The organism is Pseudomonas sp. CCC4.1 (assembly GCF_035019225.1).
GTDB lineage: Bacteria > Pseudomonadota > Gammaproteobacteria > Pseudomonadales > Pseudomonadaceae > Aquipseudomonas > Aquipseudomonas bubulae.
In genome coordinates, this window is record NZ_JASJWL010000015.1 from 39,843 (window position 1) to 65,319 (window position 25,477).

The 25,477-nt window shown below is 55.9% G+C and carries 26 protein-coding genes; 15 read left to right on the top strand and 11 right to left on the bottom strand.

All coding sequences use genetic code 11. The features are described 5' to 3' along the window. Positions 1–11 precede the first annotated feature (11 nt). From QN377_RS08780 to QN377_RS08805, 6 genes are read left to right on the top strand one after another with little or no spacing between them, the layout of a single operon-like run. Positions 12–215, top strand: a complete 204-nt coding sequence (locus tag QN377_RS08780; RefSeq protein WP_162939416.1) for a hypothetical protein — start codon at positions 12–14, stop codon at positions 213–215. Next, entirely contained in the window at positions 212–1,732 is a 1,521-nt protein-coding gene (trbL, locus tag QN377_RS08785) for a P-type conjugative transfer protein TrbL (RefSeq protein ID WP_322214168.1), read from the top strand. Before QN377_RS08780 ends, trbL begins: the two co-directional genes overlap by 4 nt. Before the next feature lie 10 nt (positions 1,733–1,742). After that, on the top strand, positions 1,743–2,042 hold the full coding sequence (locus tag QN377_RS08790) for a TrbM/KikA/MpfK family conjugal transfer protein (RefSeq protein WP_120266772.1): 300 nt from the start codon (positions 1,743–1,745) through the stop codon (positions 2,040–2,042). Positions 2,043–2,052: 10 nt separating this feature from the next. Next, positions 2,053–2,709, top strand: a complete 657-nt coding sequence (locus tag QN377_RS08795) for a transglycosylase SLT domain-containing protein (RefSeq protein WP_120266771.1) — start codon at positions 2,053–2,055, stop codon at positions 2,707–2,709. Between the two features lie 10 nt (positions 2,710–2,719). Then, complete coding sequence (locus QN377_RS08800; RefSeq protein WP_203327748.1) at positions 2,720–3,451, top strand: TraX family protein; 732 nt, start codon at positions 2,720–2,722, stop codon at positions 3,449–3,451. 28 nt (positions 3,452–3,479) lie between these two features. Beyond that, the gene (locus tag QN377_RS08805) at positions 3,480–4,079 is read left to right on the top strand and encodes a hypothetical protein (RefSeq protein WP_203327749.1); all 600 of its coding nucleotides are present in this window, start codon (positions 3,480–3,482) and stop codon (positions 4,077–4,079) included. Here QN377_RS08805 and QN377_RS08810 read toward each other — a convergent pair. Then, the gene (locus tag QN377_RS08810) at positions 4,024–4,575 is read right to left on the bottom strand and encodes a recombinase family protein (protein WP_203327750.1); all 552 of its coding nucleotides are present in this window, start codon (positions 4,573–4,575) and stop codon (positions 4,024–4,026) included. The two genes, QN377_RS08805 and QN377_RS08810, sit on opposite strands and share 56 nt — an antisense overlap. A gap of 168 nt (positions 4,576–4,743) precedes the next feature. Between QN377_RS08810 and QN377_RS08815 the strand changes: the two genes are divergently transcribed. The 5 genes from QN377_RS08815 to QN377_RS08835 all read left to right on the top strand — a co-directional run bounded on the left by QN377_RS08815 (position 4,744) and on the right by QN377_RS08835 (position 13,306). Further along, complete coding sequence (locus QN377_RS08815; RefSeq protein ID WP_203327751.1) at positions 4,744–6,474, top strand: type I restriction-modification system subunit M; 1,731 nt, start codon at positions 4,744–4,746, stop codon at positions 6,472–6,474. Then, positions 6,464–7,783, top strand: a complete 1,320-nt coding sequence (locus QN377_RS08820; protein ID WP_203327752.1) for a restriction endonuclease subunit S — start codon at positions 6,464–6,466, stop codon at positions 7,781–7,783. The genes QN377_RS08815 and QN377_RS08820 overlap by 11 nt, the downstream gene beginning before the upstream one ends. Further along, positions 7,780–8,832 (top strand): PDDEXK nuclease domain-containing protein, encoded by a 1,053-nt coding sequence (locus tag QN377_RS08825; RefSeq protein WP_203327753.1) that lies wholly within the window; start codon positions 7,780–7,782, stop codon positions 8,830–8,832. The genes QN377_RS08820 and QN377_RS08825 overlap by 4 nt, the downstream gene beginning before the upstream one ends. Continuing rightward, a complete protein-coding gene (locus tag QN377_RS08830; protein ID WP_120266768.1) occupies positions 8,829–11,951 on the top strand; it encodes a type I restriction endonuclease subunit R in 3,123 nt (1,040 codons plus the stop codon). Before QN377_RS08825 ends, QN377_RS08830 begins: the two co-directional genes overlap by 4 nt. A gap of 437 nt (positions 11,952–12,388) precedes the next feature. Further along, positions 12,389–13,306 carry a hypothetical protein gene (locus QN377_RS08835; RefSeq protein ID WP_203327754.1) on the top strand — a complete coding sequence of 306 codons (918 nt, stop codon included), beginning with the start codon at positions 12,389–12,391 and terminating at the stop codon, positions 13,304–13,306. Positions 13,307–13,374: 68 nt separating this feature from the next. Here QN377_RS08835 and QN377_RS08840 read toward each other — a convergent pair whose 3' ends face one another. Beyond that, entirely contained in the window at positions 13,375–13,989 is a 615-nt protein-coding gene (locus tag QN377_RS08840) for a recombinase family protein (protein WP_200661098.1), read from the bottom strand. A 401-nt stretch (positions 13,990–14,390) separates the two neighbouring features. Here QN377_RS08840 and ccmI point away from each other — a divergent pair, with 401 nt between their 5' ends. Continuing rightward, positions 14,391–15,602, top strand: coding sequence for a c-type cytochrome biogenesis protein CcmI (gene ccmI / locus QN377_RS08845; RefSeq protein ID WP_012080656.1), 1,212 nt, complete (start codon positions 14,391–14,393; stop codon positions 15,600–15,602). 238 nt (positions 15,603–15,840) lie between these two features. After that, positions 15,841–16,686, top strand: coding sequence for an AraC family transcriptional regulator (locus QN377_RS08850; protein WP_003464995.1), 846 nt, complete (start codon positions 15,841–15,843; stop codon positions 16,684–16,686). A gap of 29 nt (positions 16,687–16,715) precedes the next feature. Here QN377_RS08850 and QN377_RS08855 read toward each other — a convergent pair whose 3' ends face one another. After that, complete coding sequence (locus tag QN377_RS08855; RefSeq protein ID WP_003464991.1) at positions 16,716–17,234, bottom strand: YkgB family protein; 519 nt, start codon at positions 17,232–17,234, stop codon at positions 16,716–16,718. A gap of 730 nt (positions 17,235–17,964) precedes the next feature. Here QN377_RS08855 and sdhC point away from each other — a divergent pair. After that, positions 17,965–18,339, top strand: coding sequence for a succinate dehydrogenase, cytochrome b556 subunit (gene sdhC / locus QN377_RS08860; RefSeq protein WP_005005993.1), 375 nt, complete (start codon positions 17,965–17,967; stop codon positions 18,337–18,339). Between the two features lie 860 nt (positions 18,340–19,199). On the opposite strand, the gene QN377_RS08865 is transcribed toward sdhC, so the two are convergent. From QN377_RS08865 to QN377_RS08885, 5 genes are all read right to left on the bottom strand, one after another. After that, on the bottom strand, positions 19,200–19,466 hold the full coding sequence (locus tag QN377_RS08865) for a hypothetical protein (RefSeq protein ID WP_003464988.1): 267 nt from the start codon (positions 19,464–19,466) through the stop codon (positions 19,200–19,202). 169 nt (positions 19,467–19,635) lie between these two features. After that, positions 19,636–19,917 carry a DUF427 domain-containing protein gene (locus QN377_RS08870; RefSeq protein ID WP_003464986.1) on the bottom strand — a complete coding sequence of 94 codons (282 nt, stop codon included), beginning with the start codon at positions 19,915–19,917 and terminating at the stop codon, positions 19,636–19,638. Between the two features lie 67 nt (positions 19,918–19,984). After that, positions 19,985–20,257 carry a glutaredoxin 3 gene (grxC, locus tag QN377_RS08875; protein ID WP_005005995.1) on the bottom strand — a complete coding sequence of 91 codons (273 nt, stop codon included), beginning with the start codon at positions 20,255–20,257 and terminating at the stop codon, positions 19,985–19,987. Positions 20,258–20,710: 453 nt separating this feature from the next. Next, positions 20,711–21,457 (bottom strand): ferredoxin reductase, encoded by a 747-nt coding sequence (locus QN377_RS08880; RefSeq protein ID WP_002118292.1) that lies wholly within the window; start codon positions 21,455–21,457, stop codon positions 20,711–20,713. Continuing rightward, positions 21,450–22,052 carry a sulfite oxidase-like oxidoreductase gene (locus QN377_RS08885; protein ID WP_003464980.1) on the bottom strand — a complete coding sequence of 201 codons (603 nt, stop codon included), beginning with the start codon at positions 22,050–22,052 and terminating at the stop codon, positions 21,450–21,452. The genes QN377_RS08880 and QN377_RS08885 overlap by 8 nt, the downstream gene beginning before the upstream one ends. A gap of 467 nt (positions 22,053–22,519) precedes the next feature. Between QN377_RS08885 and QN377_RS08890 the strand changes: the two genes are divergently transcribed. Continuing rightward, a complete protein-coding gene (locus tag QN377_RS08890) occupies positions 22,520–22,990 on the top strand; it encodes a TlpA family protein disulfide reductase (protein WP_003464979.1) in 471 nt (156 codons plus the stop codon). 325 nt (positions 22,991–23,315) lie between these two features. Here the strand turns inward: QN377_RS08890 and QN377_RS08895 are convergent, their stop codons facing one another. The 3 genes from QN377_RS08895 to QN377_RS08905 all read right to left on the bottom strand — a co-directional run bounded on the left by QN377_RS08895 (position 23,316) and on the right by QN377_RS08905 (position 25,185). Beyond that, positions 23,316–23,609, bottom strand: a complete 294-nt coding sequence (locus QN377_RS08895) for a DUF1330 domain-containing protein (RefSeq protein WP_010591688.1) — start codon at positions 23,607–23,609, stop codon at positions 23,316–23,318. A gap of 58 nt (positions 23,610–23,667) precedes the next feature. After that, positions 23,668–24,099: a GlcG/HbpS family heme-binding protein gene (locus QN377_RS08900; RefSeq protein ID WP_005006001.1), complete on the bottom strand. Its 432-nt coding sequence runs from the start codon at positions 24,097–24,099 to the stop codon at positions 23,668–23,670. Between the two features lie 72 nt (positions 24,100–24,171). Beyond that, on the bottom strand, positions 24,172–25,185 hold the full coding sequence (locus QN377_RS08905; RefSeq protein ID WP_002118279.1) for a zinc-binding alcohol dehydrogenase family protein: 1,014 nt from the start codon (positions 25,183–25,185) through the stop codon (positions 24,172–24,174). Between the last annotated feature and the right edge of the window lie 292 nt (positions 25,186–25,477).

Here is a 25,477-nt window from a genome sequence, read left to right on the forward strand (position 1 = left end):
AAGGGGTATTTATGCAAATCAAACGCCTTGTAACTGCGTCCCTATTAGTTCTCGTTGCAGCCGTTAGCGGCTGCAAGGAGGAAAAGGACGAAGTAGCCAGTCCAAATTGCTCCAACCCGGCAACTGCCAGTGATGCGTCCAAGTGCCCGCGCCAGGACGGCAATATTACTCGCAGCCAGCCGAAAACCTGGTCAATGGATAGCGAGAAAAAATGATGAAAATGACCAAGCCAGGAAAAGCCACTTGTGCGGCGGCACTAGCCGTACTTGGCTTGTTTCTCATCCCCGAAGTAGCGCTTGCGGCTGCTGACACCGGAATCATGGACTCGGTGATGGGAAAATATCAACAAGCCGCAAGCGCCTGGGGTGCCAGGATGGTGTCCTATGGTTCCTGGATTTTTTGGGGGCTAGCTCTGATAAGTATGGTTTGGACTTACGGCATGATGATCTTGCGTAAAGCGGACATTGGTGAGTTCTTTGCTGAAACCATTCGTTTCTTTGGCACACTTGGTTTCTTCTACTGGATTCTATTGAATGGCCCTGCAATATCTGACGCCGTTATCAAGAGCATGTGGATGATGGGCTCAGCCGCAGTAGGGGGAGCGTCGAGCTTCACGCCATCTGGAATCACCGATATTGGCTTTGACATCTTTTTCAAAGCTCTTGATGAATCATCGTCGTTCTCTCCGGTAGACAGCGCCGCTGCAATTATAATTTCGGGCTGTGTCCTGGTCGTGCTGGCACTTGTGGCCGTAAACATGCTTTTGCTGTTTGTTTCAGCGTGGATTCTTATGTACGGCGGAGTTGTCTTTCTTGGCTTCGGCGGTTCCCGCTGGACTTCCGATATAGCTATCACCTATTACAAAACAGTCCTGGGGATTGGTGCCCAGCTCATGGGGATGGTGCTTCTTGTTGGTATCGGTAAGACCTTTATTGACCAGGCATACGCCGGGATGAGCGAAGGCATCAACCTAAAAGAGCTGGGCGTGCTGGGTATCACCGCAGTGGTATTGCTGTATCTAACTAACAAAATCCCTCCAATGCTGGCCGGGATCGTTGGTGGTGCGTCTACTGGTGGGGTCGGTGGCTTTGGTGCCGGTGCAGCTATGGGCGCAGCCGTCGCCGCCGCTGGTATCGCCGCAGGTGTTGCCAGCGCAGGTGCGTCTATGGCCTTGGGCGGTGCCGCTAACCTCGCAGGTGCAGGCTCTGCACTCAAGGCCGCTTTCCAATCCGCCCAAGAGAACATGGGTGGTGGCGGTGGTGGCAGCGGCGAAGGTGGCGGCGCTGGTGACACTGGCAACATCGGCGGATCTGAGGGCGGCGGTGGCAGCGGTAGCGGTGGCGGTGGCGGCTCTAGCTTTGGTCAGGCTATGGGCACCGCTGGGCGCTTCGCGGCTGATATGGCTGGCAGCTTGGCAAGTGGCGCGAAAGAGGGCCTATCTGCAAAAGCATCCTCGATGGCAGCCGCAGCTAATGAGCGAGTCAGCAACACCGTGGGCGGCAAGCTCGCATCTGAAATCAATGGTACTGCCGGCCAGGCTCGCGCAGACCAACAAACCATGGCGCAGGCTGCTGCAATCAATCAGCAACAATCCCTCCAGGAAGCCCGCGACGTAGTTGCTCAACACTCCAATCCAGCGCCAGACGTAGCCCCTCAATTCGACGGCGACAGCGTGGGTAGTGGCGGCAACAACAATGATGAAATTAACGCATTCGTTAACGGTAAAGCATAAGGACATAAACATGAGAAAAGTTATTAGTGCCACGTTAATTACTATCGCTTTAGCAGCCCAAGCCGCACCGGCTTTCGCTAAAGACCCATGCGAAACCGTTCTTTGCATGGCTGGAATGCTGCAAGGGCAGGGCACCGTTGACGGCTGCGACGGCCCGGTTAACGACTTCTTCAGCATTGTCAAAAAGAAGCATGGCAAGTTCAAACCTGATGCAACTCAGGATGCGCGTAGGCAGTTTGTTAACCAGTGCGAAAGTGACAATGGCTGGGGTGACAAGATTGCCGATAAATACGGCAAGGTTCGGATGTGAGGTAAGACATATGCCATTTCTTGATCTGCCACCACAAATGCAAGAGCGCGTCGTTTGCTCCGTTACGGCCGCCATCAAGTACGAGGTGCCCGCGAACCTGGTTCTCGCCGTGGCAGAAAAAGAAGGCGGCAAACCAGGCCAGCGGGTGAGAAATTCCAACGGCACTGATGACGTAGGAGCTATGCAGTTCAATACCGCCTACCTGCGCGATCTGGAGCGTCAATACGGCATTACGGCTGATGACGTTGCGCAGACGGGTTGCTACTCCTATGACCTGGCCGCGTGGCGGCTGCGTGGTCATATCCGCAATGACTCCGGCGATTTGTGGACGCGCGCAGCTAACTACCATTCACGCACGCCCCAATACAATGCGCCGTATCGGGCCGATCTGATGAAAAGGGCTGAAAAGTGGGGAACCTGGTTGTCTGAACGCTTCGTTACCTACGATCCGAATGCAGCCGGCGCACCGGCCATCGTCGCCGGCACGGCGACGGTCGAAGGGACGCCAAAGGAAAAGGCTGTAACCATTACTCAAGCCGCGATCACGGCAATGGCGGAACCTGTCCAGGCGGCACCGAAAAAAGTCACTGTGACCCACCACCGAACCTACAACCAGGCAGCCGAACGCGCATTGGCAGATATGTACGCACCTGGAATGGTGAAATAGGGTAGGGGCCATGAATCAGATAGCAGCTCGCATCGCCTCCTGGCCTCGGCCGGAAATTGCCAATGGCACCATCGAGGCGCTGAAATGGCTCGCCCTGGTGTTGATGATTGGCGATCACATCAACAAATACCTCTTGAACGACACCGTAGCCTGGCTGTACGACGCTGGCCGCCTGACAATGCCGTTGTTCGTGTTTGTTCTGGCGTACAACCTGGCTCGTCCTGGAGCGCTTGAGAGCGGCGCCTATCGTCGCACCATGATTCGCCTGGCTGTTTTCGGCGCCTTGGCTTCACCGGCATTCCTGGCACTCGGGGGCCTGGTCAACGGTTGGTGGCCGCTGAATATCCTCTTTACCCTGTTCGTCCTGACCGCCACGCTTCGCCTGCTCGAAATGGGTCGGCCTCAAGGCTACATGGCTGCTGGGTTGGCCTTTGCCCTGGGCGGTAGCCTGGTTGAATTCTGGTGGCCAGCTCTGGCCTTTGGCGTAGCGATCTGGATCTACACAAAACAGCCATCAGTGCCGGCACTGATTCTGGCATTTGTGTCGTGCGCTGCACTTGGATACATCAACGGCAACCAATGGGCGCTGGCCTCGATCTTGATCCTGTTGGTTGCGCCATTCGTGGCCCTGCCGTGCTCTCGGCTACGTTGGTTCTTCTACGCTTTTTATCCCGCTCACTTGACCCTGATCTGGCTCGCGCGAATCCCAATGCGCCAGGCTGGGTATTTGTTCTTTACATAATTTTTAGCCGCTAAATGGAGTTATAGAAATGGCACTATCAGACGTAGAAATCGGCACGCTCTCCATATATCTGAGAGAGACTATCATGGGGTTTTTCTTTGAAAAAAAACAGGCCGGCGAGCCTGGTTATGACTTCGAAATGAACGACTCAACGCTTGCAACCATGTTGCTTACATCGCCTCCAGAATCGTTGGATGACAAAAGCCCGGACGGCTATGCAGCGTTACCCGTAGAGGACAAGAACAGCGTTATCGAGCGCGCTTTGCAAGCCCTGACGCCTGGTACCGGGCTGACGTTCGACGAGCCTGAAAATAAAAACGGTCTGTGGGTTCGCGTGTCGCTGGCACATGAGGGCCGGACACCTCTAAGCCAGGTCGAGGACTACCGCTGGATTAGGCTTAGCTCGATTGACCAGGTGATTCCGAAGGTCGCATTAGGGTCGGGGCAGGATAGTCGCGGGTGGGGATGGAACCTGCTGGTGAAGACAAACGGCGGGGATACCTACTACGCAAGCGATAGGACGTACCGGGGGGAACTGATCCAGTACCCGCAAAACGTACTGATTTCAGCGATCAACTCTGCGGTAAAGACTGAGATTCAGCCCGATGCACTGCCCAAACGCGCTTAACCTGCGCCTCGCTGCAGCCGGCCAGCCTTGCTGTTTCTGCAATGGTTTGGCCGGCTTTTCTCAAGGCCACAATACGGCCGTGTAGCGCCTTGTTAGCGCGGCGCCCTTTGTACTTCCCCTCTTGCTGCGCCAGACGAATACCCTGCCGCTGCCGCTCCCTTCGATTCTCCCAGTCGTCACGCGCGAGCTGTAGCGTGACCTTCAATAGCAGCTCCTGCATCTGCTCCAGGATGACTTTAGCAACGCCTGTGGTGCTATCGCTCAGGTCGCTAAGATCCACCACACCTGGCACGGCCAGGCGTGCGCCCTTGTTGCGGATGGCTGCAACCAATTGCTCGGCTTCGGCCAGCGGCCCCCGGCTGAGCCTGTCCATTTGTTCCGCGATCACTACGTCACCAGGTTGAAGATCCTCGATCATCCGTAGCAGCTCCGGCCGGTCGTAGCGAACGCCAGATTCAGTATCGCGGTAGAAGCCGGTATAGGTGATAAAGGACATTATCACCTATAGAAACCAGAGATGGCCAACGGCTACCCCGGCGCCGAGGAAGTCAGACGAAAAGCCATCGACCCGTTATCATGCAGCCCATCTTCGCCCGGCGCTTCGGCGGCCGGATGTTCATTTTTTTACCGCGCAATTCATCGGCGTGGGATGTAGGAGCAGTGCATGACGGATCAAAAGGGTGCCGAACAGGCCACCAGCAGCCTCGCTGAACAGGCACTCAACCAGGCCCGTGCCCGTTATGCGCCAAACGAGACCGCCCCCAGCGCAGAACCTGAGCCACAGAAGAAGCCGGGGCGCAAAGCCGCTGCCAGCTCCACCAGCAGCACCCTGCAAGACTTGGAAAAGACCCTGTGGGCCACCGCCGATAAGATGCGGGCCAACATGGATCCAGCCGAGTACAAGCACATTGTGCTCGGCCTGATCTTCCTCAAGTACATCTCCGACAGCTTTGCTGGCCGCCGCGCCGAGCTGGGACGCAAATTTGCCGACGCCGGCGACGATTATTACCTAGGCAGTGACGACGCCGAGTTGCTGGCCAGCGAGCTCGAAGAACGCGACTACTACAAAGAAGTGAATGTGTTCTGGGTACCGGAAGCCGCGCGTTGGGAATCCATCCGTGCTAACGCCAAGCAAGTCGATATCGGCAAGCGTATTGATGACGCCCTGGCCGATATCGAAGCAGAAAACCCGCAGTTAAAAAACATCCTCGACAAGCGCTATGCCCGCGCCCAGTTGCCGGATGGCAAGCTCGGCGAGCTGGTCGATATGATTTCCATCATTGGTTTTAGCAGCGACGCCAATAAAGCCCGTGACCTGCTAGGCCAAGTCTACGAGTACTTCCTTGGCCAATTCGCCAGCGCCGAAGGTAAGCGCGGCGGGCAGTTCTACACCCCGGCCAGCATCGTCAAAACCCTGGTGGCGGTGCTTAACCCGCACCATGGCAAGGTCTACGACCCCTGCTGCGGTTCGGGTGGTATGTTTGTCCAGTCGGAAAAATTCATCGAAGCCCATGGCGGCAAACTCGGCGACGTCTCGATCTACGGTCAGGAATCCAACCCGACCACTTGGCGCCTGGCGGCGATGAACCTGGCCATCCGCGGCATCGACTTCAACCTCGGCCGGGAGCCGGCCGACACCTTTATCCGCAACCAACACTCGGATCTGCGTGCCGACTTTGTCCTGGCCAACCCGCCGTTCAATATCAGTGATTGGTGGCACGGTAGCCTCGAAGGCGACCCACGCTGGGTCTACGGCACGCCGCCGCAAGGCAATGCCAACTACGCCTGGCTGCAGCACATGCTGTTTCACCTCAAATCCAGCGGCCGGGCCGGCATCGTCCTGGCCAATGGCTCGATGAGTTCCAGTCAGAACAGTGAAGGTGAAATCCGGCGCGCCATGGTCGAAGCCGATGTGGTCGAGGTGATGGTCGCGTTACCCGGCCAGTTGTTCTTCAACACTCAGATCCCGGCCTGCCTGTGGTTTCTCGCCAAACAGAAAGCCGCCCGCCCAGGCGAAGTGCTGTTTATCGACGCCCGTAAACTGGGTACGAATGTCAGTCGGGTGCAGATCGAACTGCTGGACAGCGACATCGAGCGCATTGCGCAGACGGTGGCCAATTGGCGCGGGGTGCCGCTGGATGTTGGCGGTGAGATTGCTGAGTATGTCGATGTGGCCGGTTTCTGCCGCAGCGTACCCCTCGCCGAAATCGCCGAGCACGGTCATGTGCTGACCCCGGGCCGCTATGTCGGCGCCGAAGCGGTCGAGGATGACGACGAAGCCTTTGCCGACAAGATGCAGAACCTCACTGCCTTGTTGGGCGAGCAGATGGCCAAGGGCGCGGAACTCGATCAGTTGATCCGGCAGAAGCTGGGAGGGCTGGGGTATGAGTTTTGACCTTCCGGTTCTTCCAAAAGGTTGGGATTATGTGCCATTAGATCAGTTGGCGCATAAGAACTCCGTAACCTATGGAGTTGTACAGCCTGGTACGGCCTTGAGTGAGGGTGTCTCTATAGTTCGAGTGAACAATTTCAAGGATGGTCGCATTGAGCTTGCTGACCTAATGCAGATAGCTCCTGCAATAGAAGCGAAATACAGTAGAACACGATTGCAAGGTGGCGAAGTGCTTTTGACTCTGGTTGGCAGCGTCGGCCAAGTTGCAGTGGCCTCCAAAGCATTAAGTGGCTTCAATGTCGCAAGAGCTGTTGCTGTGATCCATCCCGTGCAAGATATCGAGCCTGAATGGATAGCACTATGCCTTAGGTCTCCACTGTCACAACATCTTCTCGGAAGTCGAGCTAATACCACTGTTCAGACGACGATTAACCTGAAGGATCTTCGAGCACTCCCAATTCCTCTCCCTTCAGGGCCCGAGCGCCAAAGGATCGCTGTTGTTATGGGGGCGCTCGATGACCGCATTGCTCTGCTACGTGAAACCAACGGCACCCTGGAAGCCATCGCCCAGGCGCTGTTCAAATCCTGGTTCGTCGATTTCGACCCGGTGCGGGCCAAGGCGGAAGGGCTTGAGCCGGGAGGTATGGACGCGGCCACCGCTGCGCTGTTTCCCGACAGTTTCGAAGAGTCGGGGCTGGGATTGGTGCCGAGGGGGTGGCGGGTTGGCGTGCTCGGTAACGTTGCAGAGACTGCACGCAAGCAGATTCAACCCAACTCAATGACGGTTGATACCTTGTACGTCGGCTTGGAGCACATTCCTCGGCAATCGCTTGGACTCGACAGCTGGGGAACTGCTGACAGATTGGAGAGTGCGAAATCTTGCTTTGAAAAAGGCGATATCCTGTTCGGTAAGTTGCGCCCTTACTTTCACAAAGTTGTGATAGCCCCGTTCGCTGGGGTCTGTTCAACGGATATTCTCGTCTGCAAATCCAAACTGATGAGTTACTACGGATTTGTGGCGATGCACCTATTTAGCGCCGAATTAGTTACATATGCAGACAGGTTATCCAATGGCGCAAAAATGCCGCGTGTGAACTGGAAGGACTTGTCTGATTACGCACTTACGATACCTCCCGTTGAGTTGGTAGCCGCGTTTTCAGATGCGGTGCAGCCTATGTTTGACCAGATAACGGCCAACGTACACCAAGCCCAAACCCTCACCCAACTCCGCGATACCCTACTGCCCCGGCTGATCTCCGGCCAGTTGCGTCTGCCGGAGGCCGAGGTGATGGTCGAGGAAATTTGTGCATGAGCAAGGGAACGATTCCCGCACTGCCAGAGGGCTACGCCGACTGGCTGACTCAGCTGAAAGGCGACATTACTCAAGCCCGGCAGCGGGCGGCGCTGGCCGTCAATGCCGAGTTGGTGCAGCTGTATCACCGCCTCGGTAGCGAGATTCAACAGCGCCAGGAGGCCCATGGCTGGGGTGCCAAGGTCATCGAGCGCCTGGCCCGCGACCTCAAGGATGCTTTTCCGGAGATGAAGGGCTGGTCAGCCAGCAACCTCAAGTACATGCGCTTCTTCGCTCAGCATTGCCCGGATCGCCAATTTGGTCAGCAGCCTGCTGACCAATTGCCCTGGTTCCATGTGGTGACCCTGCTGACCAAGCTGGATAGTCCTGTCGAGCGCGAGTGGTATGCGCAACAAACCGTGCTGCAGGGCTGGTCACGCAGCACGTTGGAACTGAACATCAAGAGCCGTCTGCAGCAACGCCAAGGCTCAGCAGTCACCAACTTTGTCAGCCGCCTGCCCGCCGCGGATTCGGCCTTGGCCCAGGAAACCCTAAAAGATCCGTACCTGTTCGATTTTCTTGGCCTGGGCCATGACGCTCAGGAACGCGAAATCGAAGAAGGGCTGATCCGTCATATCACCCGTTTCTTACTGGAGTTAGGAGCCGGTTTTGCCTTCCTCGGCCGGCAGTTTCGCCTTGAAGTCGGTGGTGATGAATTCTTTATCGACCTGCTGTTCTATCACACTCGGCTCAAGTGCTATGTGGTCGTGGAGCTCAAGGCGACAGCCTTCAAACCCGAACACGCCGGCCAGTTGAATTTCTACCTGGCGGCGGTGGATGCACAGATCAAAGCCGAAGACGACAAACCCACCATCGGTCTGCTCCTGTGCAAACAGCAAAACCGCCTGGTGGCCGAGTACGCGTTGTCGGGTATCGACAAACCCATCGGCGTCGCCGAATACCAATTGCTGCGCGATTTACCCGACACCTTGGGCCGAAATCTGCCGAGCATTGCCGAGATCGAGGCGGAGCTGGCCGGTGAACTGAACACAGGAAGTGAAGTGGAATGACCGAAGACCAATTGGAACAGGAAACCCTCGGCTGGCTGGCAGAGGTGGGCTACACCCACCTGTACGGCCCGACTATCGCCTATGACGGCGAGAGCCCGGAGCGCGACAACTACCGTCAGGTGGTCTTGGTCGAGCGCCTGCGCAGCGCCATGGCCAAACTCAATCCCAAGGTGCCGCTGGCCGCACGCGAAGATGCGCTCAAGCAGGTGCTCGAACTGGGCCTGCCGGTACAGCTGTCGGCCAACCGCTTGTTCCATCGCCTGTTGGTCAGCGGCGTACCGGTGCAGTACCAAAAAGACGGTGAAACCCGAGGCGACTTCGTGCGCCTGATCGACTGGGTTGAGGTGAAAGCCAACGACTGGCTGGCCATCAATCAGTTCAGCATCCAGGGGCCGAAACACACCCGGCGTCCGGACATCATCCTGTTCGTCAATGGCCTGCCGCTGGTACTGCTGGAACTGAAGAACCCGGCCGATGTGAACGCCGACCTGGGCAAAGCCTTCGACCAGATCCAGACCTACAAGGAACAGATCCCGGACCTGTTCCAGTACAACGAAATTCTGGTGATCGCCGACGGCAGCGAGGCGCGCATGGGCTCCTTGTCGGCCGATGCCGAACGCTTCATGAACTGGCGCACTATCGACGGTAAAGATCTTGACCCGCTGGGTCAATTCAACGAGCTGGAGACCCTGGTACGCGGTGCCCTGGCACCGAAGATGCTGCTCGATTACCTGCGCTACTTCGTGCTGTTTGAGGATGACGGCCGGCTGGTAAAGAAGATTGCCGGCTATCACCAATTCCACGCCGTGCGCGCCGCTATCCAACAAGTAGTCAGCGCCTCGCGTCCCGGCGGCAGCCATAAAGGCGGGGTGGTCTGGCACACCCAAGGCTCGGGCAAGAGCATCACCATGACCTGCTTCGCTGCCCGGGTGATGCAGGAAGCCGCGATGGAGAACCCAACCATCGTGGTGATCACCGACCGCAACGACCTGGATGGCCAGTTGTTCGGGGTGTTCTCGCTGTCCCAGGATTTGTTGCGTGAACAACCTGTCCAGGTGGAGTCACGCGGTGACTTGCGCAGCAAACTGGCCAACCGGCCAAGTGGCGGCATTGTCTTCGCCACCATCCAGAAGTTCATGCCGGGGGTGGATGAAGACACCTTCCCGGTGCTGTCCGACCGCGCGAACATCGTGGTCATCGCCGACGAAGCGCACCGCACCCAGTATGGTTTTGGCGCCGAGCTGAAAACCTCGGAGGGGGCACAGTCCGGCGAGAGCCAAACCCGTTACCAGGTGGGCTATGCCCAGCACCTGCGTGATGCACTGCCGAACGCCACTTTCGTGGCCTTTACCGGCACCCCGGTGTCCAGCGAAGACCGTGACACCCGTTCGGTGTTTGGTGAATACATTCACGTCTACGACATGCAGCAGGCCACTGAAGATGGCGCCACCGTCGCTATCTACTATGAATCGCGTCTGGCCAAATTGTCCTTGAAAGACAGCGAGCTGCCCGCGATCGACGATCAGGTCGATGAGCTGGCCGAAGATGAAGAAGACGACCAGCAATCACGCCTGAAAAGCCGTTGGGCCGCCCTGGAAAAGGTGGTCGGGGCCGAGCCTCGGATTCAAAGCGTGGCGGTCGACCTGGTCACCCACTTTGAGGAGCGTAATCAGGGGCTGGTGAGCATGGGGCAGATGCCCGGCAAGGCCATGGTGGTGGGCATGAGTCGCGAGATCTGTGTGCACCTGTACAACGAGATCGTCGCTCTGCGTCCAGAATGGCACGACGAAGATCCGGAGAAAGGCGCGATCAAAGTCATCATGACCGGCAGCGCATCGGACAAGGCCTTGCTGCGACCGCACATCTATTCAGGACAGCTCAAAAAGCGCCTGGAAAAACGCTTCAAGGATCCGCTCGATCCGCTCAAGCTGGTGATCGTCCGTGACATGTGGCTGACCGGCTTCGATGCGCCCTGCGTGCACACCCTGTACGTGGACAAGCCCATGAAGGGCCACAACCTGATGCAGGCCATTGCCCGGGTTAACCGCGTGTTCAAGGACAAGCAGGGCGGCCTGGTGGTCGACTACATCGGTATCGCCAATGAGCTGAAAGCTGCGCTCAAGGAATACACCGGCAGCAAAGGCAAAGGCCGACCGACCGTGGATGCCCATGAAGCCTATTCAGTGCTGGAGGAGAAACTCGACGTCCTGCGCAGCCTACTGCATGGTTTCGACTGCAGCGATTTTCTCACCGGCGGGCACAAGCTGCTCGCCGGGGCCGCCAACCATGTGTTGGGCCTGGAGGACGGCAAGAAGCGCTATGCCGATACTGCATTGGCCATGAGCAAAGCCTTCACCCTGTGCTGCACCTTGGATGAAGCCAAAGCCGTCCGTGAGGAAGTGGCATTCTTCCAGGCGATCAAGGTGATCTTGATCAAACGTGAAGTCAGCGCCAAAAAGAAAACCGACGAAGAGCGCGAGTTGGCCATCCGCCAGATTATCGGCAATGCCGTGGTCTCCGGTGAGGTGGTAGACATTTTCGAGGCAGTCGGCCTGGACAAGCCCAATATCGGCTTGCTCGACGACGCGTTTCTCGCCGAGGTGCGCAATCTTCCCGAGAAGAACCTGGCGGTAGAGCTGTTGGAGCGTCTGCTCGAAGGCGAAATCAAAAGCCGTTACAGCACTAACCTGACCCAGGAGAAGAAGTTCTCCGAACTGCTGGCCAATGTGATTAAACGCTACCAAAACCGCTCCATCGAAACCGCCCAGGTCATTGAGGAACTGATCGAAATGGCCAAGAAGTTCGCCGCCGCGAGCCAGCGTGGCGATGCGCTTGGGCTCAACGATGACGAACTGGCGTTTTACGATGCCTTGGCCAACAACGAGGCCTCGGTGCGCGAACTGGGCGACGAGATCCTGGCCAAAATTGCCCACGAACTGACCGCTAGCCTACGGGCTAATGTCAGCGTCGATTGGAGCAGCCGTGAAAGCGTGAGGGCCAAACTGCGCATTCTGGTACGGCGGATTCTGCGCAAGTACAAGTACCCGCCGGATCAAGCCGAGGAAGCGGCGCAGTTAGTGCTCAACCAGGCGGAAATGCTCTGTGAGGCGTGGCTATAGGCGTGAGCTCATCGAGCCTGTCCGTAGGGGACAGCGAGACAGAAGCATGCGACACCTTTTCTCTGGCAATGAATCTGCCTTAAAAGGTGTCGTATGACTTAGGAATTAAGCGACAAGTCAGGGCGTGGAGCGACAGCAGCTCTCGACCGAGGCTGTGTGAAAACGCATACACCGTTTTGAAGTCTGCGTTGCTACGTAAAATCTGCCAGCGTTTGGGTAGGTCAGCAGACCTGAAATTTGCGTAGGAACGCGATTTTCGTTCCGATTCCGACTGTCAAACTTGCTCTAAAACGTTTTCACACAGCCTGGACCCATAGCTGCCGTTGGCCAAAGGCAGAAATCGGCCAAAAGCAGACGATCTCTGCAAAGATAGACATTAAAATGGGTGACTACGTAATCAGGGTCGATTCAGCTGGCTTGAGGAGCATTTACGAAATATGGATTTTGAGGATGGCGAATCTGACGGGGTTGAGCCTATTGAACAGGGTCTGGACAACCGATTGAGTGTGGTGGTGACAAGCGGAGATCTCGGCCGCACAGAAGTACGGCGCAGGCTGGTTGAAAACCGAATGCGCGTCTTATTTGATCAGGTGGAAGTGGAGGATACGTTCAGTTTCTTCAAAAAAATATCCGGGAATGGCCATCGATCCTACTGGAAACAAGTGATCCCGCCGGTAATCGGCAAGTTCGATCTGAAGCCTAGTGCTTTTCTCACGAAAGCCAGAGCCATGAGGCCCGAAAAGCCGGACGCAACCGTGTCTGCTTTTACAAACTGGGTGTATAGCCTATACGGCCGACCTGGTGAGGATGACGATGCTTTGAAACGGGGGCTTGAAGCCGAAAAAGTAATTTTCGAGTTCTGTCAGAACAGTCATGTGGGCCCTAAGGAAGCATGGACAATCGCTTCGCCCTTGATGTTAAGCAGACGCCCGGACGGCTGGAAGCTAGTGCATCAGGGCATCCATCTGAACGACAAACATGTTCCCTATTTTGAGCTGGAGGAACTGACAGTTAGAGGAGAGCCCTTGAGAGCATCTCCGGACTTGCTTTTTCGCAACTCTCAGACCGGCCATGTGCTTATCGTTGAGATTAAGCTATCCAGGCAGTCTATCCCATCGAATCTATGGCCAAACATCTGGGCTCAGTTGTGGTGTTACTCCCAAATCCCCATAGTTATGCAGGCACCGTCAGTGACCGTCACCGGTGAGGTATGGGCTGAGGGCTCGCTCAAGCCATATCGCCGCTCGCCTTCGATACCTGCGATCTACCTGCGCGCGATGGCTCGCCGCGACCCGCGCGATGCGGCATACGATCGGTTTTTTCGCGAGCTGTTTGAAATCTACCGTGGTGGTTAGTTTCTAGTGCAGGGCTTACTCGATTGACCGCTTGTGGCCGTAGTGAGCCATTCGCCTCCAGGTCAAGATCAGCCCCGTGAAAGCAACTTCAGGCCATCTGGACGCAACTCGCCCTTTGGCGAGACGTGCCGGTACAACGTCTGTCGAGTGACGCCGAGTTCCTCACACAGACCGCCAACCACGGTTTCCGGCTGCCCCATCGCCGCCATGGCCAATCGCAGTTTCGCTGCGGTCATCTTGAACGGCCGCCCGCCGTTCCTGCCGCGTGCTCGTGCCGATGCCAATCCTGCCATCGTGCGCTCGGAAATCAACTCCCGCTCGAACTCGGCCAGCGCAGCAAAAATACCGAACACAAGCTTGCCCGCGGCAGTCGTCGTGTCGACCGCAGCACCGTGACCGGTCAGGACTTTCAATCCCACGCTACGCGCAGTCAGGTCATGCACGGTGTTGATCAGATGGCGGAGATCGCGGCCGAGCCGATCGAGCTTCCACACGAGCAGCGTATCGCCTTCACGGAGCGCCTTCAGGCAAGCAGCCAACCCCGGTCGATCATCGCGTCGGCCTGAAGCCAGATCCTCGTAGAGATGTGAAGGACTCACCCCGGCGCCGATCAGTGCATCGCGCTGCAGATCGGTGGATTGGGATCCGTCCGCTTTCGACACCCGCATATAGCCGATCAACATCTCTTCACCTGTCACATATACGTTCGATTATGTGACAGTTTGAGTCGGAAAGCTCTGGCCGTCAAAAATTGTCACTTAACCCGTTATTTAATTTAAGACATGCAAAGGATTCATCAAGCTCATAATGTGACAAAAATTCCGGGGAATCCGCTCGTTGGCAAACATGGTATTAAGTCTGCGTCGAAACCTGTGATCCCTACCCACAAGATCCTCTGACTTGCAGTTAATGCTGGTTGGCGACGATGGAATGCAGGTCGGTGTGGATCAATGCAGGTTCATTCGCAGCTAACGCTGGTTTGCCGGGCCGGACAGTCGCAGTTAATCCTGGTCGAAAACGGCGCTGATTGCAGGTCGGAACGTTTTCGTTTGCAGGTCGTTACACCTATTGGGTAAAGAATCTAATGATTGATTTCTGGCTATGGGTCGGCCTGCTGTTGCTGGTTGCCCTCAGTTTCGTGCTAATCCCTGTGTTGTTTGTACGTCGTGCCCAAAGCGAAGAAGATCGCACCGCTTTTTACGTGGCGCTGTATCAGGAACGCCTGGCGGAGCTACAGCTTCAGCAAGGGGACGGAGTGATGTCTCCTGCGCAAAAAAACAGTGCCCGCTCTGAGGCGGACCGCGAATTGCTGGCGGACACCGAAGGAGCTGGCCTCGAACGTTTTTCGACTACAGGCAAGCCGCTACCAGTATTCGTGGCTTTCTTGATACCGGCGCTGGGGCTCGCGCTGTACCTGCATTTTGGCGCCAGCGACAAAGTCGAGCTGGTTCGTGAGTTCGCCCAGCCTCCCGGTTCACTCGCGCAAATGAACGACCGTCTGGAACGCGCGGTTAACGCCCAACCGGAGTCAGCTGAGAACGCTTATAACCTGGCCCAAAACTACATGGCTCAAGGGAGGCCCGACGATGCCGCTAGAATGTTCGAACGAACGGTGTCACTGGCCGGTCGCCGACCGGAGTTATTAGGCGAGTGGGCTAAAGCATTGTATTTCTCTAACAACAAAATGTGGTCTCCGCCAATCAAGGCGCTGACAGATGAAGCTTTAAATGGAAATCCGGGTGAGCTCCAGAGCTTGAGTCTCATAGGTCTGGCTGCGTTTGAAGAGCATCGTTACCAAGATGCTTTAAAATATTGGCATCACGCATTAGCAGAGATGGGTTCCGACCATCCGTCACACGCTGCTTTAGTACAGGCCATTGGAAAGGCAAGAAACGGTCTTTCAGCGGATGAAAAAAACAACAATTTGACGATTAACCATGTTGCTGGCTTGCCACCAACACCGCTCAAGGTACGGGTGGACATTTCCCCGGAAATTTTCGAAAAGGTCGCTTTGGATGACAGTGTGTTCGTTTTCGTACAGACGCTATCGGGCTCCAAGGTACCTCTCGCTACCATACGACTTAAGGTCTCAAGTCTGCCGGCCGAGGTGGAGTTTTCAGGCGCTGATGCAATAGTTACCAGCAACACCTTATCGCAGACAGCCGCGATTCAAGTGACTGCTAGGGTCTCTAGGGGAGGGAAGAGTAGGTCGGGGGAATGGTTGGGCCGAAGCTCGACGACATTAAATTCGAAGAGCGCTAGGCTGAAGCTTACGATCAACCTTCCGGATATCTGATCGACTGCACCGCAAAGTGCTGTTGCCAGGTACTGTAAAATAGAAGAGTGAGCACTTGATTTGCTGGTGCTTTCAAACAACGGTGTTGTTTTTTTAACAGCCGAACTGGAAAGGGAGGCTGAGCTGCTCAGTGATCACTTTATCCGTTGGCTGATTTACGCCGGCATGTTCGCTACAGGCACTGAACGACAACGCAGATGGTATGGTCTGTGCGTTCTGACTCGTCAAGGATCGGCCAATGGATCGTTTGTCTAATTTGCTCTCGCGGTTCGGCGTGCGGGCCAATCTGTTCTATGACGGCGACCTATGCGGCTCTGCATCTTACGATGGCGCCGAGCGGCGAGGTTATATCCATCTGCTTCAGGCCGGCAGCGTGACGTTGCTTGGTCCCGATCGCAAGGATTTGCAGCTCACTCGCCCTAGCTTGATTTTTATGCCACGCCCCGCCAAGCATCAATTGTTTGCGGGTGAGTCCGATGGCGCAAAGTTGTTGTGTGCTTCCATGGAGTTTGAGGGCGGAATTGATAATCCTTTGTCGGCTTCATTACCGGACTGTTTGGTGCTCGCACTCGATGATCTGCCCATGCTGGCAGACACGTTGGAGTGGATGTTTGCCGAGGCGGCAAATGTGCATTGTGGAAGGGAAGCCGCGCTTGAGCGCTTATTTGAGCTCCTAATCATTCTGTTGCTCCGTTACCTGCTCGATCATCACCAGTTGCGCACCGGAATGATGGCTGGACTGGCCGACATGCGGCTTGCCCGATCGCTTTTACAGATGCACAACTCCCCGGAACATGCCTGGTCAATAGCAGAGCTGGCCAGTGAGTCAAATATGTCACGCGCTGCGTATGCCGTGCATTTCAAGAGTGTCATCGGACAGACGCCTGCTGATTATTTGTTGAGTTGGCGAGTTAGCCTGGCTCAGAAGCTGATGCGAGAAGGGCGCTCGATTACGCTGATTGCAGCTCAAGTCGGCTACGAAAGTCCTTCGGCGCTGTCTCGCGCATTTAGACGCAAGACGGGGTTGAGCCCTCGTGACTGGTTGAAAGATCTGGCGGGGGAAAATGATGGCAAAAAGGCCTAAGGCATTACTGCCTTAAGCCATTGAAAAAATTATGCATTAATTTTACGTTTTTCCAGTTCAACCAGCGAATGGCCTGCCACAAATATCGAAACAGCAAGCAACCCTAAGTCTTTAAGCAGAAACTGACCTGGCGCAACGGAAATCGCCGGAAACCCTAAACTAGGCTCAATGACGCCCGGAGTGGAAAACATAAAGCTAAGGGTTGTGAAGAACAGGCCTGCAGACAGAGCGCCTCCTACCACGGATAGTTTGGGCGACAGCATGCGGCCTGCGATCAGAGTGCCGATCGAAATCTCTAGTATGCCGAGCAGGCTGGAGAACATGTCGACCGAAAAAATGCTATACACCCATCCCAAAAGCGGGCTGTTGCTCACCAGTGGAACCAGGCCCTCGGCCTCGTAGTGGGTAAATTTCATGCCGCCGAACCAGAAGTAAATAATAGCGAGAGCCAAGTACGCGCCATAGATACCTAGCCCCATAGTTTTGGTTCCAAGCGTTAAGTGGGCCTGTACGCTGGACTTCGAGTTTTCAATGCCTATGGTTTTCATGTCTGAGCTTCCAGTAGTGAGTGAGAGTGTGTTGGCTGCCGAACGCCGTATGCGTTGGCGATGAGATGATTATGGCTGGCATCTCTAATCAAGAGGCATCAGAAAGTATTGATTTCAGTGCAGATCGTCTTGGGCGGTGCAATTCGCGATGAAGGGATCGCCGTGGAGAGCGATGAGTGCACTATTTCGATAAAGGAGTCGTTTTACATAGGTCGATGAAGCGCGTTGCGGCATCGCCTACTGTCATTTCTCAAATCTGACTATGGGGCTTGGGGCGAAGGGCGGCACTGACTAGGCTTAGAACAGCTACCAACTAGCCGCGCGGCCGCGATGCACAAAGAATGGTAACTGAGCCGTGAGTGCGGTGGGCGCCCGCATTTATTTCCAAACCCTACAGATACATCGATCTTCGACTTCAACCGGGCAGATAGCTGTTGCAGCAAGCCTATCAATCGACTTTGACGTGTTAAAGAGGATAGGTTTTCCAGGGTTGGGGAACAGCATGCCCTGCAGAACGACACACGTCACTTTTGTTAAATTAATAAGCTAGCTACCTATTGGGCATAACCTTGCAATTTGCTTCAATTTACGCACATGCACTTGCGACCTCAAAATGCAACGTAAGCCCCGAATATCTCCATTATTGTCGCCGCCAGCCTTAGTTACAGCTGCTATGATGAATGAGATCGAAAACTGAAATCCCCCACTAGAATTGTTGACTGGAGTCAAAATGAATAAAAAGCGGCCGGTTAATCTTGATATTCGAACCATTCAGCTTCCTCTCACGGCGCTTACATCGATTCTGCACCGGATTTCAGGAATTATGCTCTTTATTTTTCTGGGACTGATACTGTATATGCTGAGCAAATCGTTGGAGTCAGAAAAGGGTTTTAATGAAGTCAAGGAGATTTTTTCTTCACCTTTCGGCAAAGTTAGTTTCTGGTTGGTATACTCTTCATTTATTTATCATCTCGTAGCCGGAATTCGACACCTAGTTATGGATGTGGGTGTTGGTCATACTTTGAAAGGCAGCAATCGCGCCTCTACTATTGTTTTAGTAGTGTCGGGTGTTTTAATGGTTGCTGGCGCCGTATGGATTTGGTAGCTGTGGAGTCGTAATGCGTATTTACAAGGACTAAAAGCGTCCTTTAAAGCTAACTTACGAAAGTATTTATAATCGACGGTTCACGCTTAAACGGTTGAATCCTTTCGGGCTTCCGAATAGCTGTTAGCTGAAAGCTATCATGAGCTAAGTTTTCTGTGCATCATCAAATGTGTTAATGGGAGCGCCATAGTACTAGGTACAAATATGGCTCTAGGACAATGTTAGATGTTTTGGATTTTGAGGCGGATCGCTCTTATCGAAGATCGTCTAATTCGCTCTGAAGCGCAGGTTTTTTGAAACTATCACCTGGTTGGCACACTGTGCGAATCAACATCAGATATGAGAAAGCCAATCAGGTGAACACTACCCTCGAGGGCTCATCTGTCCAGTTAAAGCCTCGAGTCTTTCTGGGTGCGCAAAAGACAAGAAGGTTATATGGGAAAATTATGAGGCCTGGATACCATGCGTCATGGGCGTGCCGATGCTGTGAGTGACAGAGCGAGAAGCAAGTGAAAGTCCCTGAAGTAGGGGCGGGATGCGCCCGAGTGGCATTTTTTGTCTTAAGGTAGATCGCGTAGCTGTTCTTCAGAATAATCTTCAGAGCGTTGACGACAGCCATCGCTGTGCATTCCTCAAGAATAGAATGTGTCGGAAGGGTGGCGTCATTGGTGTTAGTCATCGCTTAGGATTTCTCAATCTGGCTTACACGGGCGCCTGTACCGATATCCCCGCGGATGGCGACGTATCGATGTTGAATTCCTCGCCAGACGAAGTGCAATGAGCTGCGGCTATAGGCTTGCGCAGCCTTAGATAGCCGGCCGTCGCAGGCGCGCCGGTTGGCCGGGATCTTCTTCTGCCCGTCAGGTGTCCGGTCGGAACTCCAGCACGAACGCTACGACCTTTTCGGCGGACATTTCGCACGGCTTCAACAATGTCCTATCTGATGTAACGCGGAAGAGGTTGAAGCTGACAATGTCAGTCCCGTCCAACTCCCTGGCGAACAGACTGTTGCGACGTCCGTCCCCAGATCGCCGGACGATCAAGCTGAAACGCCGGCCTTCATAAGTCCCTTCTCTGTATCCCTCCGCAAGCTTCGCGAAAGCGGCATCGAACTCGGAATGCTCCATGTCATCCATCCTTATTGATAGAACAGAGGCGCGGCGGGTGCGAGACCGCCAGTGCCGGGTCGCGCTAAGGTGCCGGGCAGATTCCTGCAGCCGACGAGGCCCGGGGTGGGCAGGATAATTGAGATGTCGGCGCCCGCATGGCTATCAGCGAAGTCGTCCGTCCAGTCTGCTAGGCAACGTCCACGCCTTTCCAGAAAGCGATGTAATCCCGGATACCCTCGGCATCCGGAGTGGGGGCGGGATAGGTCCAAGCGGCGTTCACGTTGAGCGCGTCACCCGCGCGAACATGAAAGAAGCGCGCGGCGCCTTTGATCGGACAGACAGATGTGTGCGGGCTCATCTCAAGCAGGCTCAGGTCGACTCCTGACGGTGGGAAGTAGTGATTTCCCTCGACGATGACTGTTTCGTCGCTTGTGGCGATAGTAGTGTCTTTCCAGATGGCTGAGACCAACGGACTCTCCTTTTGTATTCATCAACCGGCGAAGGCTCGCGGGCTGGCTGCCCCAAGCCGCACCTCCTCAGGTGGCAGGCGGGTTGCGCCCGAGAAGTTTGTCGAGCTCGCCTCTGACATCGAGCGCGAATAGCTCATCGGAGCCACCGATAAGGGTGCCATTGATGAAGATCTGCGGCACGGAGCTTCGCCCCGACGCTTCCGCCATGGCCTGCCGGTGAGCCGGATCCGCCTCAATATCGAGCTCCTTCCATCGCACGCCCTTTTCCTTGAGGAGCGCCTTCGCTCGGCGGCAGAACGGGCACCAATTCGTGGTGTACAGCAATACATCAGTTGTCATATTGCATCTCCGGCAGTTGCACGCGGATCGCTGTCATGGCGTTGATCTCCAATTCGCGGCGTTCAAAGATGGCGACTGCACCTTGGCCGACATCGGAGCAGATGCTGACGATTGGCCGCTATCCAGGCGACATGGCCCAAAGTGCTTTCACCGCCAGGCAGAGGCCGCACGCGCCTCCTGTAGCGCCGAGCCGATGCTCTAAGGTAACCGAGCCTCGATTGGGACGGAAGCGGTCCCGCTCGAATCGCCCATCATGCTGGTCGAGCATATCAGGACGACGGATAGTGCAGGAACTTTCAAATTGAGCTTGATGTCGAGCCAGGTATCGCGAGCGAAGGCGTTCTAGAGGCCGGGGGGTACGAAGACTGTGTTCGGCAAAACGGTTCACGTTGATCGCCAAAGCTTCCCAGGGCGCACGTCTACGATCGGCGCGACGTGAGATAGCTCGCGCCGCTAGCCCCCGTAGCGCTCCGTCTTGATGATGGAGGCGTCCAAGCCCGCCAGCAGCGCGCTATCGGTTGCGATGTTGACGAATCCGTTAGACCCGCAGACGAACACTTGCGTCGGCTTTCCCTGAAGCCTGGTTAGAATTTCTTGGACCATCATGCCGTCGATCCGTCGCGCAAAGTCCGATGCGCGAACCGGTTTCTCGCGCGTAATCGCGAGCGCCAGGACGAACGCCGGATCGCTGATTTCGATGCAATGAAGTTCTTCTGAGAAGAGAACGTCCTCGGCGGTTCGTGCGGACAGGAGCAACGCTGTCGGAACGGCTTGGGCCAATGCGCGGCGCTGCCGGATCATTGCCATCAACGGCACGAGGCCGGAGCCTCCCCCGATCAACAGAACCGGATCTATGGCAGGCTCAGGCCAAAGGAAATGGCCACCGAGCGGACCGCGAACTTCGATTTCGTCACCAATCGCCGCGATGTCGTGAAAAAACGGCGAAACTTCGGCATCCGGCATGCGCTCGATAGCTATCTCGACGATCGGGGTCGAAACTGCCGATGACGCGATCGAGTAGCTGCGCATTGCACTGTAGCCGTCGGGCGCGGTCAGCCGGATATCGACGTGCTGACCTGCGGTGTGCGCGAACGGCTTGCTCAACCGAAGGAAGAAGCTCTTGATACTCGGTGTTTGCTGGATGATGTCGTCGATCACGCATGATTGCCACGAACGGACTTGCGCTTCGTTTTCAGTCATGGGTGTATCGTTGTTCGCGCCACGGATCGCCGTAGATGTGATAGCCGTGCAGCTCCCAAAAGCCGGCCTCGTCACGCGTCGTGAATTGCAGCGCATTCACCCATTTGGCGGATTTCCAGAAGTAAAGGTGCGGCACTAGAAGACGCGCCGGCCCCCCATGATCGCGGGAAAGTGGCTTGCCCGCATAACTGAGGGCGACCATCGCTTTCCCGGAAAGCAGATCCGTCAGAGGGACGTTTGTCGAATAATTATCGTAGCAGTGCGCCAAGACGAAATCGGTAGGCCGATCAAGCTCTGCATCTGCAAGGATGTCTTCAATGAGTACACCCTCCCAAACGGTATCCAGTTTGGACCAAGAGGTGACGCAGTGAATATCCTTTGTCACCTGGGTCTTTGGTAGAGTGTTGAATTCGCCCCAATTCCACGTTTTGACGGGCTTCGGACCAATTTTGACTGTGAATTTCCAGTCGGAGGGCTCTACCCTCGGCGTAGGGCCGGCCGACAGAACAGGGAAATCCTCCACCAGATGCTGACCTGGCGGAATCCGATCGGACTGGTCGCCTGAACCGCGACCGGTGAAACCTCTGGTGACCATAGTGACCCCTCTTGCTCGATACGGCAGACCGAAGCCGGCCTTCATTTCAGTACTCTGCGTAAAGCATTTGCCCGCACATCCGCCGAATAAGCCAATCGACTAAAAATCAGATACAGATGCTCTATCATCGTAAAAAATCGCGTATCGAACATAGCGTCAGGCCAGCATGATTCCCAATACCCAATGGCTATAGGGTAGATAACCCCAAGGCTGCGTACGCTGATCTGCGGTATGCGGAGCGGAAGTTGCAGGTTCGCTCTCAAACGGATGGGCAGCGTGCAAAGCTCAAGGCTCACCAGCGCATGGTTGCCCAGTTCGCGCTCGCCGGCAGCTTGAGTATATTAAGGACGAAATGTCGATCTGATCTATTCTGGCTTCAGGAAATAGGGAAAATAAGGTCGGACGTTCGCGCACCGTCGCGACGCGCGATCATCCACTAAGCTTCTGTATCGGGGTTGGAGGATCAGATGAACGAGATCGAACGACAAGCGCCTGAGCTGCGGGTGCAAAAATGGATTGGCAAAGATGGGGAAAGTATCGCGCCGTTCAAACTGTCAGATATCGGGCCCGGCCCGAAAATCTTGTTTGCCTTCCAGCATTGGTGCCAAGGTTGCCATTTGCATGGGTTTCCGACGCTACAAAAGTTGCATGCAGCGTTGAGCTCAAAAGACGTGGGGTTCGCAGTGATCCAGACCGTCTTCGAAGGAACGCATGAGAATACCTTCGAGAAGTTGCGCGTGAACCAGCTCAAGTATGAGCTTCCTATCGTTTTCGGTCACGACGAGCAACCGACCGGCTCGCCGTTTCCAACCTTCATGGAAGACTACCGCACACGAGGAACTCCGTGGTTTACGGTTATCGACGCTGGCGGTAGCATTGTTTTCTCGGACTTCCATCTCGACGCGGAGCGACTAGTGAAGCAACTTGAGCAAGGTTAATCGTTGGAAGGTGGGCAATCATCCTGATTGCCACCCATCCCCTGATGCCCACTACAGGCGTTGCGCGCTGTAACTCTGTTGATCAGCGTGCGAAAACCCGGATCCGGATAGGAGGAGCGTCAACGATTGAATCAATCCGTTGGGAGAGGGCGGCTCCGCTCCGTCAGCTCGGCAATAGATAACCCATTCTCGCCGAGCAACTCTCTGATCCGATCGACGATATGAGCCCCTAGCGCCGCTGTCTTGGTCCCCCCCACAGATTCCCAAGATGCGAGTTCACACGCCGATACCTCGTGGTCAGCGCCGAAGTGCTTCTGTCGGTATGTCACCGCCGCCCTTCAATGATAAAGGCGCGGTAACGGGAACCGGCAAAGCGTTGAGCAGCGATGGTTTGGTAGGCGGGACTGTCATACCAGTCGCGAGCGGCCTGCATCGTCGGGAAACGCAAGATTACGGCCCCTTCGATGGGCGGCCCCTCCAAATGCTGGATCGCGCCATAAGCGGCGAGAAAGGTAACGTCGTGACCATCGAACGATGGTCCGACGCCTGCAGAATAGGTTGCGAGTGCATGTGGGTCGCTGGTTTCTTCCCGCGTAAAGACGACGAACGCTTCCATCATTAGGCCTCTCAAAGGTTGGATCTGTTGGCCATTACCACCGGTGATGGCCTCACAGTCGTCAGGCTGGCAACTGGAACCCGATTTTCATGAGTGCCTCGACGCACGCATCCTGATCCTGCTGATAGTTGCCTCCGGAGATGCCTATGCCGCCGATCAACTTCCCATCCTCCAGAATCGGATAACCGCCGCCGACAGCGACCATCCGAGGGCGATAGGCTAGCGGCGCCACTTTTGGATCGTTGGTCACATAGTCGTTCCAGACATGGGTCGGGAACCCAAACGAGGCGGAACTCCAGGCCTTGTCGATGGCAACATCGACGGTAAGGAACGGCGCATCGTCGGTGCGCTCGAACGCGCGCAGGTTACCGGTGGCGTCGACGACGGCGACGGCAGCCGGGATGCCGATGGCACGGGCCGCAGCGAGCGCCGCGTCGATGAGGGCGACTGCGGTTTCGCGGTTGATCGAGGCGGTGGCAATAGATTTGGTCATGGGATTCTCATCGCTGGGGCATAACCCGTTCGGCTTTTTGAGGTTGGACAAGATGTTTGGCGATCGCGGTCGTTAGAAGCCTTCGAGGACGATCTTGCCTTTAGCCGCGCCACTTTCGATCAGTGCATGCACCGTCTTCAGATTGGCGGCATTGATCGGCGACAGTCGCCGGGTCAGCGTCGTGCGGATTTTGCCGTCGTCAACCAGCGCTGCCATCGCATCCAGAATCTCGCCCTGCTCATTCATGTCGGGCGTGCCGTAGATCGACCGCGTGAACATCAGCTCGTGGTGGATCGACACCGCCTTGCGCTTGAAAACCATGATATCGAATGCCTTGGGATCGTCGATCAGTCCGAACCGTCCTTGTGGGGCGATCAGTTCGGCGATGTCGGCGACATGTTGCTCGGTATGTGTGGTCGAAAAGACGAAAGCGGGAGCACCGATGCCGAGTTCGGCGATCTGTGGCGCGAGCGGACGAGAATGGTCGATGACGTGGTGAGCTCCAAGCCCTCTTACCCACTCTTGGGTTTCCGGTCGAGAGGCTGTGGCGATGACGGTGAGGTCCGTGCGCTGTCGCGCGATCTGGACGGCGATCGACCCAACCCCGCCCGCGCCACCGATGATGAGGATCGCCTCCGCCGCACCGGGTACGGGCTTCGCCACGTCCAGGCGGTCGAACATCGCCTCCCAGGCCGTCAACGTCGTCAGCGGCAGCGCCGCCGCTTCCGCCCAGGAGAGCGACGCAGGTTTGTGACCGACAATCCGGGCGTCGACGAGATGGAACTCCGCATTGGTACCGGGCCGTGTGATCGATCCGGCATAATAGACCTCGTCGCCTAACTCGAACTGCGTGACGTCGGGGCCGACCTCGCGCACAATCCCGGCGGCATCCCATCCCAGCACCTTCCAATCGCCATCTGCCGGCGGCGTGCTGTTGCGGACCTTGTAGTCGACCGGGTTGACCGAGACGGCCTTCACCTCAACCAGGATATCGTATCCTGCAGCGACAGGCCGAGGCAGATTGATGTCGACCAGCGCGGCATCCGCGGCGATGGGTCCCGGAACCTTGTAACCAATGGCTTTCATAAATGTCTCCAGCTTGCTTGATCGGATGACGCGAATGCTCGTTAGTCAACTTCTTCTACATTGAGGTCCCGACTCTTGAACTGGGTCGCGGTAGCAGATTTCATCGAACACGTCGATCAACAGGCCCTTATGCTCGGTCGCCGGATCGGTGATCGCGTAGAGGGTGGAGGCGTTATCGCCATCATCACCGCTTCCGAGGCGAAACGCCGCGTCGACGCAGATGCCGCACGGACCGATGGTTGATCCTGGCTCGAGATCGACGAGATTGCTGTCCTTGACGCGCTATTCGCGG